We start from the raw sequence: 13299 nt of genomic DNA on the forward strand, positions 1-13299 counted from the left end.
ACGAAGAGTTCACGCCTTCAGGTCGTGCAAATTCACGTGCATATGGCCGTGCGCCGGTGCCTCGGCCCTGTCGCCGGGCGCCCGTCGCGCACCCCCGCACCGGCCCGCACCTCGGCGGTCGACGCCCCGGGGCCCGTCCGCCGCCGGCGGCGGGAGCGCCGGACCGGATCCACCGCAGGGCGACAACCGGACAGTTCTTCCGAACAGGCCCCGTGACGGCCTCCGTCGGCCATTTCATGCCCCGGCGCACGCCCCCCGCACACCTTCTCCGAAGGCCCGATCCTCGCTCCGGATCGGACCGACGGCGGCGAAACGTCAAACCGGTGCACCGCGAGATCCCCACCATCCGGGGAATCAGGCCGCATTCGGCCCCCGGTTCGGCGTCCGTGTGTTCAAGCTCGTCGGCGTGTCTCTGTACGGATCACCTCTCACGCGGTCGCTGGCGGCCGCCGGCCTGGTATGGCTGCTCGCCGCGCCCGTGCCGGCGGCCGCCGACTCCTGCGCCTACGCCGTCGTCGGGCCGAACGGCTCGCACACCTCGGTGGCGGTCGTCGGCCCGGACGCGTGCTCGCCACCGCCGAAGCCCACCTCGCCACCACCGACGCCCAAGCCGAAGCCGCCCAAGCCGCCGAAGCCCCACAAGCCGCCGGTGCCACCCAAGCCGCCCGTGCGGCCCGTACCGAAGCCGCCGTCGGTCGAACCCGTGCCCGTGCTCCCGCCCGTGCTCCCGCCGCCGCCCTCCCCCGTACGGCCGCCCGCCGCCACCCCGGCACCACGGCCGACCCCGGCACCGCCGCCGCCCTCCCCCGCGCCCGTCACCCCGGCGCCCGAGGAACCCCCGGCCCCGGCTCCGGCCCCGCCGCCCGCCCGCACGGCGGCGCCGCGCCCGGCCGCCGCGCCGCCCGCCGCGCTCCCGCACTACAAGCGGACCAGCAGGCCCCAGCCGAAGAGCACCGCGTCACCCGTCACCACGATGCTCCTCATCACCGCGCCCGCCGTCCTCGCCACCGCGATCCTGCGCCCGCGCTCCTCCCGCTGATCCGGCCCCGGCCGCAGCACACCCCGACCCGAACTCCCGTGAGGAAGTACGAACTCCCATGTCCGAATGGCTCGTCCTGACCCTGGCGATGGCGGCGGCCTGCGCCGTCGTCCTGGCCATCGTCGTCATCAACCACCGCCGGATCCCGGTGGACGACGACCCCAGCGAGACCCCCGACGTCATCGAGTACATGACGATGATGATCGGCGTCATCTACGCGATCGTCCTCGGCCTCGCCATCGCCGGCGTGTGGGAGGCACGCGGTGCCGCCCAGGAGGTGGTGCGCCAGGAGGCGCAGGCCATGCACGAGATCTCCGAACGCGTCGAGGTCTACCCCGTGATGGTCCGCACGCAGATCCGCGGCGACGTGGACGCGTACGTGGACCACGTGGTGAACACGGAGTTCACCCACCGGGCCGAGCAGGGCGGGACGACCCCGGAGGGCGACGCCCTGCTCCGGAAGGTGCGCCGCAGCGTCACCGACTACGAACCGGCCACCGACTTCGAGGGGCAGGCCTACCAGCCGCTGGTCGACCAGGTGATGGTCGCCGACGACGCCCGCGGCGCCCGGGGCCAGAGCGCCGGCGAGACCATGCCGGGGGTCGTCTGGTTCGGCCTGATCATCGGCGCCCTGGTCTCGGTGGGGCTGATCTTCACCCTCCAGATCCGGCGCACCGGGCGCGAGCTGCTGCTCGCGGGCCTCTACAGCGCGCTCATCGCCTTCCTGCTCTTCCTCATCTGGGACTTCGACGCGCCGTTCGGCCGCGGGCTGGCCGCCACCGCCGCGCCGTTCACCGATCTGTTCCCGCAGGTCACCGGCTGAGCGCGAGGGCGGGGCTGGGCCGCCCGGGGGACAACCGTGCCCCATTCGCACGTCTGGGATCGCGGTTGTGGTAGTGCGCTCCTAGCGTTTCGGGCAACGAGGTACACGCAGGCTCAACGCGGCCACTCCGCCGCGGCCGGACCTCGGGACCCGGAGGAATCACCATGCGCGCGATACGTGCCGCGTCCACCGCCCTGCTGGGGGCGGCCGCCCTCGCCCTGGCCGCCCCCGTCACCGTCGCCCACGCGGCCGACGGTGCGCCCGCGCCGAACCCGCGGGTGCGGGGTGCGCAGGCCCCGGGCGACTTCGTCGTCTCCCCCTCGCTCGTCCGCCCCGGCGGCCGGGTGACGCTCAGCGCCCCCGGCTGCTCCAGCACGGCGACGGCGACGGCGGGCATCTTCGACACCGTCCAGATCGCACCGGGTTCGTCGGTCACCGCCACCGTGGACGCGGACGCCAAGCGCGGCGCCGTATACACGGTGGCGTTCAACTGCTCGGGCGGCGTGCAGGACACCGTGGACCTGACGATCAGCGGACTGGCGACGCTCTCGCCCACCGCCCGCTCGACGGTGCTGCTCACCCCGCGCGGGGTGCAGGGCGGCCTCGGCGGCTCGCAGAGCGGCATCGGAGCGGGGACGCTGGCGGCCGGCAGCGCCCTGGTGATCGCCGCGGCGGCCGGTTCGGTGTACGTGATCCGCCGCCGCGCGAGCGGCCGCCGGCACTGATCCGGGGCTTCGCCCGCCGGACGGCTTTCCGTGCCGGACGGCTTTCCGGTCGGCCCGCCGGACAGCCCGCCGCCCCCGGGTCCCTTCCGGAACACGGGGGCGGCGGGCACGGCCGGTCGACCGGGAGGTTCGGCCGGTCAGGCGCCCGCGCCGGTCATGCGGCGACGGCGGAGGACGAAGAGGCCGCCGCCGAGAGCGGCGGCGGCGACCAGGCTGCCGCCGACGGCCATCTCGGTGGAGCTGGGCGCCAGCGAGCCACCGAGGCCGCCCTGGGCGCCGCGGCCCGCGAGCACGCGGAACGGGTGCGTGACGACCCGGGAGTTGTCGCTGCACTTGACGGCCAGGTTGTAGTTGCCGGGCGTGGCGTTGTTGTAGACGCGGGCGATCGCGCTGGACAGGCCGTTGGAGTTGACCGAGAGGTTGGTCTCCGGGAAGGCGTTGGACGTGACGGTGCCTCCGTGGCCGCAGCCCTTGGCGGTGATCGTGATCGTCGAACCCGCGTGGACGTCGTGGGGGCTGACGGAGACGTCGCTGGGACCGCTGGTGGCGGCGGCGAGGGGTGCGGCCAGACCGACCGCCGCGATCGCGGTGGCGGTCACCGCCAGAGTGCGTGCAGCACGCATGGTTGAACCTCCAGTGGAAGACGCCCCAAAGCGGTGCTCCGGGAGATTCGACGAGTACGCCTTCCATGACGAACCATCACAACTTGGGCACCGCCTCGCACCTCGGCGCTGGGCCGGTCCGGTGAGCGCCCATGGGGCCGATCGAGTTGCGCGAAGCGGCACAACCGCAGGTCAGGGACGCGCGAAACGATTGTCGGACGAGTACTCGGATGGGCCAGCGCGCCGTCACCCGGGCCGCCCAGCGGCACCGAGGCTGCTTTCCGCACGGTTTCTGACGGAGGGTCGGCTCCGGCGCGCGCCCTCCTCCGGCACGTGGCCACCCGTACGGCGGCGATGCGCTACCCGTTCGGGCCGCCCGGAGCGCAGGGGTGCGCGGTCGCCCTTACCGTTCACACGTCGCCACGAAGGGAGAACCATGCCCCCGAAGGACTTCCGCGTCCCTGAGCGCAGGAGACGACAACCCTGGGGCGTCCTGGCCCTCGCCATGCTGTCCGGGATCGCGATGATGCGCAACGGCGTGGACATCGCCGGCGGTCCCCCGCAGCCGGCCGCCGCGGCCCGTCCGGTGACGCGTCCGGTCGTCGCGCCGCCCGCCGAGGCGTCGGCGGGCGTCCAGGCGCTGCCCTTCGCGCCCGCCTCGCGGGTCCGCATCCCGGCGATCGACGTCGCGGCCCCGGTGATGGACGTGGGACTCGACGCGGACGGCTGGGTGGCCGCCCCTCCCCCGCAGGACGCCAATCTGGCCGGGTGGTACCAGAACGGCATCGCGCCGGGCCAGCGCGGCACCGCCGTGATCGTCGGCCACGTGGACAACAACAGCGGCCCGGCGGTCTTCTACGGCCTCGGCGCCCTGGAGAAGGGCCAGCACGTCGAGGTCGAGCGGTACGACGGACGGGTGGCGGTCTTCGAGATCTACGGCGTCGAGGTCTACTCCAAGCAGGACTTCCCCGGCCCCCAGGTCTACGGGGACACCGGCCACCCGGAGCTCCGGGTGATCACCTGCGGCGGCGGCTACACCCGCGCGAACGGCTACGACGGGAACGTCGTCGTCTACGCCCGGATGGTCGGCTCGCGCTGACCCGCGCGCGAAAGGGCCCCGGGGACGCCCCGGGGCCCTTTCGCCTGACGCCCGGTCAGCGCCGGGGCACGGTGATGGTGTAGCCGGCGTCGAGGAGCCCGGGCAGATAGCGGCGCAGCGCGGTGACGCTCTGCGAGCGGTTCCCGCCGGCGTCGTGGGAGAGGACGATGACGCCGTCGCCCGCGCCGTCGAGGACCCGGCGGACGATGGTGCCGCTGCCGGGCTCCTTCCAGTCGAGGGTGTCCACGGACCAGGCGAGCGGCTCCATGCCCAGCTCGGCGCCGATCTCGAAGGAGTGCCGGTTCCAGGCGCCGTAGGGGGCCCGGTACCAGAGCGGCGCGGCGCCCAGGGTCCGCTCCACCACCTCGCTGGTGGAGCCCAGCTCGTCGCGGATGCGGGAGGGCCGGAGCTTCGGCACCAGCGGATGCGACCAGGAGTGGTTGCCGACCACGTGGCCGTCGTCGGCCATCTCCCGCAGCAGGTCCCGGTTCTCCACCGCCATCTCGCCGCAGACGAAGAACATCGCCCGGCAGTCGTACCGGCGCAGGGTCTCCAGGATGGCGGGGGTGTAGCGGGGGTCGGGGCCGTCGTCGAAGGTGAGGACCATGGAGCGGCCGACGCCGGTCAGCGAGAGGAAGGGGCGCCGGCGGACCGGGGGAAGGGCGCGGGGCCGGGCGGCGGGGGCGTACGCGGTCATGGGCTGGAGCCGGTACGCGGAGGGGCGCAGCCGGGGCGCGGAGGCGGGCGGTCCGGCGGCGCCGGGGCGCGGAGGGGGCGGGGCCGTCCCGGCGCCCGCGCGGGCGCCGGGGGCGCCTTCGGGGGCTCCGAGCCGGTCGACGGCGAGGGCGCCGGCCGTGACGGTGACGCCGAGGGCGGCGGCCAGGCGCAGTACCGACCTCCGACCGGTGGGCAGCTGATCGTTTTTCATGACCAATGGTTCGTACGGGGAGGGTCCCGGGCCCCTCACCGACACCGGGCCGTCCTCCGATTGCACCCGATGGGCCGATACCCTGGAAGGGTGAGCGACGACCAGCCCCACCGGTTCGAACGGGGCACCGACGGCCCCAAGGTGATCATGGCGGGGGTCGACGGCTCGGCCTCGTCCCTGCGGGCGACGGCGTACGCGGCCGGGCTGGCCCGGCGGCAGAAGGCGCTGCTCGCGCTCGTCTACGTCCAGCCGGTGATACCGGCCGGCGCCGCGATGGGCGCGCCGGTGGCCGGGGCCACCGACGAGATCGCGGAGGGCCTCGTCGAGGAGATCCGCGCCTCGGCGGAGCGGGTGCGGGACCTGTGGCGGGTCCGCTGGGAGTTCCGCACCTTCCGGGGCGACGCGTACACGGGGCTGGTGCGGGCTGCGGAGGAGCTGAAGGCGGACGCCGTCGTGGTGGGCGTCTCGGAGTCCGCGGGGCACCGCTTCGTGGGTTCGGTGGCGGTGCGGCTGGTGAAGGCGGGCCGCTGGCCGGTCACGGTCGTGCCCTGACCGGCCGGCGGGGTCACTTGCCCATGGTCAGGCCGTCCTTGGCGGCGCCCCGTCCGAGGACGACCTGGCGGATGGTCTCGCGGATGCCGGGATGGCGGGGGTCGGAGCCGTCGGCGGCGCCGAGGTTGACCACCCGACCGCGGCCGGTGTCGAACCACTGGGGCACGAACTCGGCCTTGGTGACCTCCCAGCGTGCGCCGGGCGTCTTCGGCGGGGCGAAGGTGAAGCGGCCGACGCTGCTCTGGTTGCCGCGCGGGTCGAAGGCGCCCTGGTGGTTGATCATGTCGCCGGCGATCTGGTCGCCCATGCCGTAGATCACCCAGGTGCCGTTGACCTTCTCGAAAGCCTGCGGTACGTGGGCGTGCGTTCCGACGATCACATCGATGTCGGGGCGACCGCCGGTCCGCGAGGCGGTGAGGGAGCGGGCCAGCGAGAGCTGGCGCTCGTCGGGTTCGGTCTGCCACTCGGAGCCCCAGTGGACGCTGACCACGACCACGTCGGCGCCGGCGGCGCGGGCCGCGCGGGCGTCGGCGATCACCTTGCCCTCGTCGAGCAGGTTCACCGCCCACGGCTGCCCCTCGGGAAGCGGATAGCCGTTGGTGTCGTAGGTGTAGGCGAGGTGGGCGACGGTGGCGCCGCCGGCCTTGAGCAGGGTGGGGCGGCCCGCCTCGGCGGCGGTGCGGGCCGAGCCGGCGTGCTTCACACCCGCCGCGTCGAGGGCGTCGAGGGTGCGGCCGAGGCCGGCCGCGCCGTCGTCGAGGGTGTGGTTGGAGGCGGTGGAGCAGGAGTCGTAGCCGGTGGCCTTCAGCGCGGTCGCGACCTCGGGCGGGGACTTGAAGGCGGGGTAGCCGGTGTAGGGCCCGCCCTCCTCCCCGTACACGGTCTCCATGTGGCAGATGGCGAGATCGGCGCGGGCCACGAGCGGTTTCGCCCCGGCGAGCATGGGGCGGAAGTCGTACCCTCCGTCGCCGGCGTCGGCGGCCGCGCGCCGGATGATGGAGTCGTGCGGGAGGACGTCGCCCGAGGCGACCAGGGTGAAGCCGGCCGGCTTGGGGGCCGGGGCGGCCGGGCGCGGGGCGGTGGAGCCGCCGGGCGAGCCGCTCCGGGCCGGGGCGCCGCCGGTGCCGCCCTGGCCGCACGCGGCGACGACGGCGAGCAGGGAGCCGGCGAGGACGGTGGAGCCGGCCCGGACGAGTCTGGCGCGTGCCGGTCTGGTGCCTGCGGTCATGACGACTGCCACCCCGATCATAGGAAGAACATGTGTTCTGCCGAATTCACCCTCCGGGCGACCCCCCGTCAAGGGACGCGGCCGGAGCGGAACGCGAACCCCACCGAATCGGACGTACGACCGCCCTTCGACCGCTCGCCGTGCCATTCGCCGCTCGTTCCGACCGTTCGCCGCAGACCGTTGTCCGTTCCCTGTCCCCGTCCGCCCGGATGCGTTCGTATTCGGCGCGGACGACGAACCGCTGAGCGGGCGGGGAAGGGTGGCACTCATGACGACGGCGACGATGACGACGGCGGCGACGATGACGGCGGCGACTGCGGCGACGACCGACGAACGGACGCTCCAGGAGCTCCAGCGGGAACACGGGCCCGCGCTGCTCTCCTTCCTCCTCGGGCTGACCTACGGCGACCGCCAGCGCGCCGAGGACCTGGTCCAGGAGACCCTGGTCCGCGCCTGGCTCCACCCCGAGGCGTTCAGCGACGCCTACGCCTCGATGCGGCCCTGGCTCTTCACCGTGGCCCGGCGCCTGGCCATCGACGCCCGCCGCTCCCGCCTCGCCCGCCCCGCCGAGATCGGCGACGGGGTGCTCGCGGTGACCCCCGACCCCTCGGACGCGACCGAGTCCGCCGAGGCGGCGCTCGACGTCCGGGCGGCGGTACGGGGGCTGAGCCCGGAGCACCGGGCGGTACTGGTCCGGCTCTACTTCGACGGGCTCACCGTCAACGAGGCCGCGGTCGACCTCGGGATCCCGGCCGGCACGGTCAAGTCCCGCTCGCACTACGCCCTGAGGCAGCTGGGCCGCTCGCTGCCCGGCTACCGGCCGCGCCACGGCTCCATTGCCCGGCCGCGGGCCTCGGCCGCACAATGACGCCGTGACGCACAACGACGCCGTGACGCTCCCCGACGCCCTGCCGCTGACGCCCGCCGCGGCCGAGAAGATCCTCGCCGACAACTTCGCCCCCTGGGTCCTGGACCTGGGGCTGACCGTCGACTCCGTCGACGGTCACGAGGCGGTCCTCCGGCTGCCCTGGTCCGACCGGCTGGCGCGCGAGGGCGGCGGGATCTCCGGCCAGGCCCTGATGGCCGCGGCCGACACCGCCACCGTGATCGCCGTCTCGGCGGCCCGCGGCGGCTTCGTCCCCATGACGACCGTCCAGCAGTCCACCAGCTTCCAGCGGGCGGTCCTCGGCGCCGACGTCCTGGTCCGCGCCCGCCTCACCAAACTGGGCAGGCGGATGGCCTTCGCCGACATCACGATGACCGCCGAGGGGACCGCCGAACCGGCCGCCCACGCGACCGCGGTCTACGCCCTGCTCGGCTGAGCTCCGGCGCCCCGTCCGCCCCTCACGCACCACCAGACCCCAGGGCACCGATCCGGCCGGGGAACGTATCCGAAACCACACCCGCGAGTTGAGCAAAGCGGTCCCCGCGGACGCCCCGGGCGGAGGAAGCTCTGCTCGGGGTCCCGGGAACCGCGGGTCCCCGACATCCGGGAGAAGGTGGGAGCGTTGCCGCCCGAGAGCACGAACGGCGCCGGCCGCAGGAGCGGCGGGGGCCTGGCCGTTCCGATGGCCTGGCTGTGCGCCGAGTACCTGGCCGACCAGTACCTGACCGCCGCCGGCCTCGCCGAGCCGGGCTCGCTGGAGCACCGCGCCTCGCTGCGGGCCCTGGCCCTGACGGTCCATCTGTCCGGGAAGTCCGCGCCCGACGAGTGGCTGCGGCTCACCGTCCACGAGGCGGGCTGGCCCGAGTGGGTGGAGGAACGGCTCGCCGCCGAGGAGGCCGAGGACCCCGGCGGCGCCGACCTGGCCCTCGCCCACGACGCCTGGACGGCGCTGCGGGAGACCTGGGTGCACACCACCGACCTGGACGGCGTGCCCGGGCCCGGCCCGGCGCTGCTGGTCGACGAGACGGCCCGTACCTGGCTGCCCGCCTGGCAGTTGGGCCTGCCGCTCGCCCATCTCGCCGTCTGGCTCGCCTGACCGGTCAGCGCGTCGGCGAAGGGTGCACGCCCGGACGGTACTTGGGGAACCGCGCCGTCACCTTCATGCCGGCGCCGACGCCGGTCTCGATGACGAGCCCGTGCTCCGGCCCGTACACCTGGCGCAGCCGCTCGTCGACGTTGCACAGACCGATGCCGGAGCCGCCCGGGTGCTCGCCGCGCAGCACCGCCCGCAGCCGCTCGGGGTCCATGCCGACGCCGTCGTCCTCGACGGTCACCACCGCCTCGGAGCCGGCGTCCCGCGCGGCGATGGTGACCCGGCAGCCCCGCTCCCGGTCCTGGAGGCCGTGCTTGACCGCGTTCTCCACCAGCGGCTGGAGACAGAGGAAGGGCAGCGCGACCGGCAGCACCTCGGGGGCGATCTGGAGCGTCACCTTGAGCCGGTCGCCGAAGCGGGCCCCGGCGAGCGCCAGGTACTGCTCGATCGCCCGCAGTTCGTCGGCGAGCTGGGCGAACTCGCCGTGCCGCCGGAAGGAGTAGCGGGTGAAGTCCGCGAACTCCAGGAGGAGATCGCGGGCCCGCTCGGGGTCGGTGCGGACGAACGAGGCGATCGCGGCGAGGGAGTTGAAGATGAAGTGCGGGGAGATCTGGGCCCGCAGCGCGCGGATCTCGGCCTCGACCATCCGGGTCCGGGACCGGTCCAGCTCGGCCAGCTCCAGCTGGACCGAGACCCAGCGGGCCACCTCGGTCGCGGCCCGGACGAGCACCGCCGACTCCCTGGGCCCGTAGGCGACGAGCGCGCCGAGGACGCCCTCCTCGCCGGTGAGCGGGGCGGTCACCGCCCACCGCAGCTCACAGCCCGGATCGGCGCAGCCGGTGGGCGCGGAGCGACTGCGGCCGGTCTCCAGGGTCGCGGCGGCCAGCTCGGGCACACCCGCGTGGTGGTGCTCCTCGCCGGGCCCGTCCCAGGCGAGGACGGCCGTGCCGTCGGTGAGGCAGAGGGCCTCGGTGCCGAGGAGCGAGCGCAGCGGGCGGGCGGCCCGCCGCGCGGTCTCCTCGGTCAGGCCGGCGCGCAGCGGCGGCGCGGCGAGCGAGGCGGTGTGCAGGGTGTGGAAGGTGGCCCGTTCGACGGGGGTGCCGAGGTCGAGGTCGGCGGCGCTGCCGCCGCGCCGGGCGGTGAGCCGGCCGAGGACGATCCCGGCGGCGAGGAGGACGGCTCCGGCGGCGGTCGCCGCGGCCCACGCTATGCCGCTCATCGGCGTGCCTCCTGGGCGGGTACGGGGGCGGTGAACCGCTCCGGCAGGTGCAGCCGGGCGAGGGTGGCGGCGGTGCCGGCCGGCACCCTGCGCGGGGTGGCGAGCGAGACCAGCACCATGGTGAGGAAGCCGAGCGGGACGGACCAGACGGCGGGCCAGGCCATCAGGGTGTGCGGCCAGCCCGCCGGGGCGAGTCCGGCCCGGGTCGCCATCACGGCGGCGAGCGCGGAGCCACCGCCGAGGAGGAGGCCGGCGGCCGCGCCGGGCGGGGTGAGCCGCCGCCACCAGATGCCGAGGACGAGGAGCGGGCAGAAGGAGGAGGCGGAGACGGCGAAGGCGAGCCCGACGGCGTCGGCGACCGGCACCTTGGAGGCGGCGACGCCGACGGCGAGCGGGACGGCGGTGGCGAGCGGCGTCGCGAGCCGGAAGTGCCGGACCGCGCGGGAGGGCAGCACGTCCTGGGCGAGCACCCCGGCGACGGACATGGTGAGCCCCGACGCGGTGGAGAGGAAGGCGGCGAAGGCGCCGCCGGCGAGGAAGGCCCCGAGGACGTCGCCCAGCACGCCGCCGACGATCCGGTCGGGCAGCACGAGCACGGCGGCGTCGGCGGAGCCGGTGAGCGCCAGTTCGGGGGCGTAGATCCGCCCGAGCGCCCCGTACAGCGCGGGCAGCAGGTAGAAGGCGCCGATCAGGCCGAGGACGACGAGGGTGGTGCGGCGGGCGGCCCGCCCGTGGGGGCTGGTGTAGAAGCGCACGGCGACGTGCGGCAGCCCCATGGTGCCGAGGAAGGTGGCGAGGATCAGCCCGTACGTGGCGTACAGCTGGTGCCCGTCGCGCCCGCCCGCGAGGGGCTGGGACCAGCCGAGGGGGTCGGCGCCCTCGGCCCGTCGTTCGGGGAGGCCGCTGCCGGGCGGGAGGGCGAGGACCGTGCCGCCGCTCACGTGGTGGGCGCCGGGGGCGAGCGTCATCGCCCGCTCCTCGTACCGGACGGAGTCGACCGTGCCGGTGACGGTGAGGGTGAGCGGGGCGTCCAGCCCGATGCGTACGGTGTCGGCGACCCGGACGACGGTGTGCTCGCGGAGCACGGCGGGCGCGTCGAAGCGGGCCCGGGGCGCCCCGTCCCCGTACCAGGCGGCGACCAGGAAGAACGCCGGGACCAGCAGGGCGGTCAGTTTCAGCCAGTACTGGAAGGCCTGGACGAAGGTGATGCTGCGCATGCCGCCCGCGGCGACGGTACAGGTGACGACGAGGGCGACGAGGAGGCCGCCGACCCAGTCGGGCGCGCCGGTGAGGATCTCCAGGGTGAGCCCGGCGCCCTGGAGCTGGGGCAGCAGGTAGAGCCAGCCGATGCCGACGACGAGGAGGCTGGCGAGCCGGCGGACCCGCGGGGACTCCAGCCGGGCCTCGGCGAAGTCGGAGAGGGTGTACGCGCCGGAGCGGCGCAGCGGGGCGGCGACGAGGACGAGCAGCACCAGGTACCCGGCGGTGTAGCCGACCGGGTACCAGAGCATGGCCGGTCCCTGGACGAGGACGAGTCCGGCGATGCCGAGGAAGGAGGCGGCGGAGAGGTACTCGCCGCTGATGGCGGCGGCGTTGAGCCGGGGCCCGGCGGTCCGGGAGGCCACGTAGAAGTCGGAGGTGGTGCGGGAGACGCGCAGGCCGAGGGCGCCGATGAGCACGGTGGCGAGGACGACGGCGGTGACGGCGGCGACCGCGTAGGTCTGGTTCATGCGGGGTGGTCCACCGGCCCTCAGCGTTCGACGAGGCCGGTGAAGTCGCGCTCGTTGCGCTCGGCCCTGCGGACGTACCAGTGGGCGACCGCCCAGACGACCGGGTAGACGCCGACGCCGAGGGTGGCCCACACCAGGGCCTCCGGCGCGGGCAGGGCGAGCACCAGCGGGAGGGTGCCGACGAGGAGGGCGAGCGCGCCGAGCGCGGTGAGCGCGGCCCGGAGCTGGCTGCGCATCAGGGAGCGGACGTAGGTGTGGCCGAGGGTGGTCTGCTCGTCGATCTCGGAGCGGGCGGGCGGGTGCGGTGCCCGGGGCCCGAGCCGGGGCGCGGGCCGGTCGCCGAGGGCGGAGGCGTGGGTGACGGTCTCGCGCCGGGGCCGGCGCGGCGGGTGGTGCTCCGGCATCGGCATCGCTCTCTGACGGGCGGGTGGGCCCGTGGAGTGTAAGCGGACGGGGCCGGACGCCGGTAGGGGTCGCCGGTCAGCCGCCGGCCCGGCGCATCAGCAGGTCACGGAGGTGGCGGGCGTGCCGGCGGCTGACGGCGAGGTCGGTGGAGCCGACCCGGACGGAGGTGGCGCCGCCGTCGAGGCGGAGCTCGTCGACGCGGCCGAGGGCAACGAGGTGGCTGCGGTGGATGCGGACGAAGCCGCGGTCCGCCCAGCGCTCCTCCAGGGTGGAGAGCGGGATGCGGACGAGGTGGCTGCCCTGGTCGGTGTGGAGGCGGGCGTAGTCGCCGTGGGCCTCGACGTAGGCGATGTCGTCGACGGAGACGAAGCGGGTGACGCCGCCGAGCTCGACCGGGATCTGCTCCGGCGCGGCGGCCGGGGCGGGCGCGGCCCCGGCGTGGACCAGCTCGTGGACCCGCCGCACGGCCTCCGCGAGCCGCTCGCGCCGGACCGGCTTGAGCACGTAGTCGACGGCCTTGAGGTCGAAGGCCTGGAGCGCGAAGCCCTCGTGGGCGGTGACGAAGACGACCAGCGGCGGACGGGCGAAGCCGGCGAGCAGCCGGGCCACGTCGAGCCCGGTGAGCCCCGGCATGTGGATGTCGAGGAAGACGACGTCGATCGTCCCCTCGCCGTCCGGCCCGGAGTCGAGCGCGCGCCCGATCCGGCGCAGCGCCGCGGTCGCGTCCCCGGCCCCCTCGGCGGTCCTGACCCGGGGGTCGGCGCGCAGCAGGTAGAGCAGCTCCCCCAGGGCGGGTTCCTCGTCGTCGACGGCCAGTACGCGCAGCATGCGCGGGAGCCTACTGGAGCAGCCGGGACATGCGGCGGTCGGCGAGCGCCTTCCCGTCTTCCCGCCGGTCCGCCGGGTGGGGCGGTGCGGGAGGGAGGAGCCGGAGGAGCCGGCCTCGCGGAGGGTGTCGCCGCGGGCGGGG

15 protein-coding genes are annotated in these 13299 nt (G+C 75.1%); 8 read left to right on the top strand and 7 right to left on the bottom strand.

Annotation, left to right across the window (positions count from 1 at the left end):
* Nucleotides 1–406: 406 nt before the first annotated feature.
* The 3 genes from ACFQ8C_RS08355 (at nt 407) to ACFQ8C_RS08365 (ending at nt 2587) form a co-directional block, all read left to right on the top strand.
* Complete coding sequence (locus ACFQ8C_RS08355; RefSeq protein WP_383453526.1) at nt 407–1039, top strand: hypothetical protein; 633 nt, start codon at nt 407–409, stop codon at nt 1037–1039.
* A gap of 58 nt (nt 1040–1097) precedes the next feature.
* Nucleotides 1098–1862 (top strand): hypothetical protein, encoded by a 765-nt coding sequence (locus ACFQ8C_RS08360; protein WP_383453528.1) that lies wholly within the window; start codon nt 1098–1100, stop codon nt 1860–1862.
* A gap of 164 nt (nt 1863–2026) precedes the next feature.
* The gene (locus ACFQ8C_RS08365) at nt 2027–2587 is read left to right on the top strand and encodes a hypothetical protein (RefSeq protein ID WP_383453530.1); all 561 of its coding nucleotides are present in this window, start codon (nt 2027–2029) and stop codon (nt 2585–2587) included.
* Between the two features lie 137 nt (nt 2588–2724).
* Here ACFQ8C_RS08365 and ACFQ8C_RS08370 read toward each other — a convergent pair whose 3' ends face one another.
* Nucleotides 2725–3210 (bottom strand): hypothetical protein, encoded by a 486-nt coding sequence (locus ACFQ8C_RS08370; RefSeq protein ID WP_383453531.1) that lies wholly within the window; start codon nt 3208–3210, stop codon nt 2725–2727.
* Between the two features lie 415 nt (nt 3211–3625).
* On the opposite strand from ACFQ8C_RS08370, the gene ACFQ8C_RS08375 reads away from it, so the two are divergent.
* A complete protein-coding gene (locus ACFQ8C_RS08375; RefSeq protein WP_383453533.1) occupies nt 3626–4288 on the top strand; it encodes a class F sortase in 663 nt (220 codons plus the stop codon).
* Between the two features lie 55 nt (nt 4289–4343).
* On the opposite strand, the gene ACFQ8C_RS08380 is transcribed toward ACFQ8C_RS08375, so the two are convergent.
* A complete protein-coding gene (locus ACFQ8C_RS08380; RefSeq protein ID WP_383453535.1) occupies nt 4344–5216 on the bottom strand; it encodes a polysaccharide deacetylase family protein in 873 nt (290 codons plus the stop codon).
* Nucleotides 5217–5285: 69 nt separating this feature from the next.
* Here ACFQ8C_RS08380 and ACFQ8C_RS08385 point away from each other — a divergent pair, with 69 nt between their 5' ends.
* Nucleotides 5286–5768: a universal stress protein gene (locus ACFQ8C_RS08385; RefSeq protein WP_383453537.1), complete on the top strand. Its 483-nt coding sequence runs from the start codon at nt 5286–5288 to the stop codon at nt 5766–5768.
* Nucleotides 5769–5781: 13 nt separating this feature from the next.
* On the opposite strand, the gene ACFQ8C_RS08390 is transcribed toward ACFQ8C_RS08385, so the two are convergent.
* Nucleotides 5782–6996 carry a CapA family protein gene (locus ACFQ8C_RS08390; protein WP_383453539.1) on the bottom strand — a complete coding sequence of 405 codons (1215 nt, stop codon included), beginning with the start codon at nt 6994–6996 and terminating at the stop codon, nt 5782–5784.
* A 301-nt stretch (nt 6997–7297) separates the two neighbouring features.
* On the opposite strand from ACFQ8C_RS08390, the gene ACFQ8C_RS08395 reads away from it, so the two are divergent.
* From ACFQ8C_RS08395 to ACFQ8C_RS08405, 3 genes are all read left to right on the top strand, one after another.
* On the top strand, nt 7298–7864 hold the full coding sequence (locus tag ACFQ8C_RS08395) for a sigma-70 family RNA polymerase sigma factor (RefSeq protein WP_383453581.1): 567 nt from the start codon (nt 7298–7300) through the stop codon (nt 7862–7864).
* A gap of 40 nt (nt 7865–7904) precedes the next feature.
* Nucleotides 7905–8318: a PaaI family thioesterase gene (locus tag ACFQ8C_RS08400; protein ID WP_383453583.1), complete on the top strand. Its 414-nt coding sequence runs from the start codon at nt 7905–7907 to the stop codon at nt 8316–8318.
* A 186-nt stretch (nt 8319–8504) separates the two neighbouring features.
* Nucleotides 8505–8978, top strand: a complete 474-nt coding sequence (locus tag ACFQ8C_RS08405; protein WP_383453541.1) for a hypothetical protein — start codon at nt 8505–8507, stop codon at nt 8976–8978.
* A 4-nt stretch (nt 8979–8982) separates the two neighbouring features.
* Here ACFQ8C_RS08405 and ACFQ8C_RS08410 read toward each other — a convergent pair whose 3' ends face one another.
* The 4 genes from ACFQ8C_RS08410 to ACFQ8C_RS08425 all read right to left on the bottom strand — a co-directional run bounded on the left by ACFQ8C_RS08410 (nt 8983) and on the right by ACFQ8C_RS08425 (nt 13157).
* Nucleotides 8983–10194 carry a histidine kinase gene (locus tag ACFQ8C_RS08410; RefSeq protein WP_383453542.1) on the bottom strand — a complete coding sequence of 404 codons (1212 nt, stop codon included), beginning with the start codon at nt 10192–10194 and terminating at the stop codon, nt 8983–8985.
* Nucleotides 10191–11924, bottom strand: coding sequence for a cation acetate symporter (locus ACFQ8C_RS08415; RefSeq protein ID WP_383453543.1), 1734 nt, complete (start codon nt 11922–11924; stop codon nt 10191–10193). Before ACFQ8C_RS08415 ends, ACFQ8C_RS08410 begins: the two co-directional genes overlap by 4 nt.
* A 20-nt stretch (nt 11925–11944) precedes the next feature.
* Entirely contained in the window at nt 11945–12328 is a 384-nt protein-coding gene (locus ACFQ8C_RS08420; protein ID WP_383453545.1) for a hypothetical protein, read from the bottom strand.
* Between the two features lie 76 nt (nt 12329–12404).
* Nucleotides 12405–13157, bottom strand: coding sequence for a LytR/AlgR family response regulator transcription factor (locus ACFQ8C_RS08425; RefSeq protein WP_383453546.1), 753 nt, complete (start codon nt 13155–13157; stop codon nt 12405–12407).
* Between the last annotated feature and the right edge of the window lie 142 nt (nt 13158–13299).

This window comes from Streptomyces sp. NPDC056503, assembly GCF_042794995.1.
Lineage (GTDB): Bacteria > Actinomycetota > Actinomycetes > Streptomycetales > Streptomycetaceae > Streptomyces.

Bases quoted from the DNA above. Each gene is read 5' to 3' on its own strand.
- ACFQ8C_RS08360 (WP_383453528.1), top strand. From the start codon at position 1,098: ATGTCCGAATGGCTCGTCCTGACCCTGGCGATGGCGGCGGCCTGCGCC.
- ACFQ8C_RS08365 (WP_383453530.1), top strand. From the start codon at position 2,027: ATGCGCGCGATACGTGCCGCGTCCACCGCCCTGCTGGGGGCGGCCGCC.
- ACFQ8C_RS08370 (WP_383453531.1), bottom strand. From the start codon at position 3,210: ATGCGTGCTGCACGCACTCTGGCGGTGACCGCCACCGCGATCGCGGCG.
- ACFQ8C_RS08375 (WP_383453533.1), top strand. From the start codon at position 3,626: ATGCCCCCGAAGGACTTCCGCGTCCCTGAGCGCAGGAGACGACAACCC.
- ACFQ8C_RS08380 (WP_383453535.1), bottom strand. From the start codon at position 5,216: ATGAAAAACGATCAGCTGCCCACCGGTCGGAGGTCGGTACTGCGCCTG.
- ACFQ8C_RS08385 (WP_383453537.1), top strand. From the start codon at position 5,286: ATGGGCCGATACCCTGGAAGGGTGAGCGACGACCAGCCCCACCGGTTC.
- ACFQ8C_RS08390 (WP_383453539.1), bottom strand. From the start codon at position 6,996: ATGACCGCAGGCACCAGACCGGCACGCGCCAGACTCGTCCGGGCCGGC.
- ACFQ8C_RS08395 (WP_383453581.1), top strand. From the start codon at position 7,298: ATGACGGCGGCGACTGCGGCGACGACCGACGAACGGACGCTCCAGGAG.
- ACFQ8C_RS08410 (WP_383453542.1), bottom strand. From the start codon at position 10,194: ATGAGCGGCATAGCGTGGGCCGCGGCGACCGCCGCCGGAGCCGTCCTC.
- ACFQ8C_RS08415 (WP_383453543.1), bottom strand. From the start codon at position 11,924: ATGAACCAGACCTACGCGGTCGCCGCCGTCACCGCCGTCGTCCTCGCC.
- ACFQ8C_RS08420 (WP_383453545.1), bottom strand. From the start codon at position 12,328: ATGCCGGAGCACCACCCGCCGCGCCGGCCCCGGCGCGAGACCGTCACC.
- ACFQ8C_RS08425 (WP_383453546.1), bottom strand. From the start codon at position 13,157: ATGCTGCGCGTACTGGCCGTCGACGACGAGGAACCCGCCCTGGGGGAG.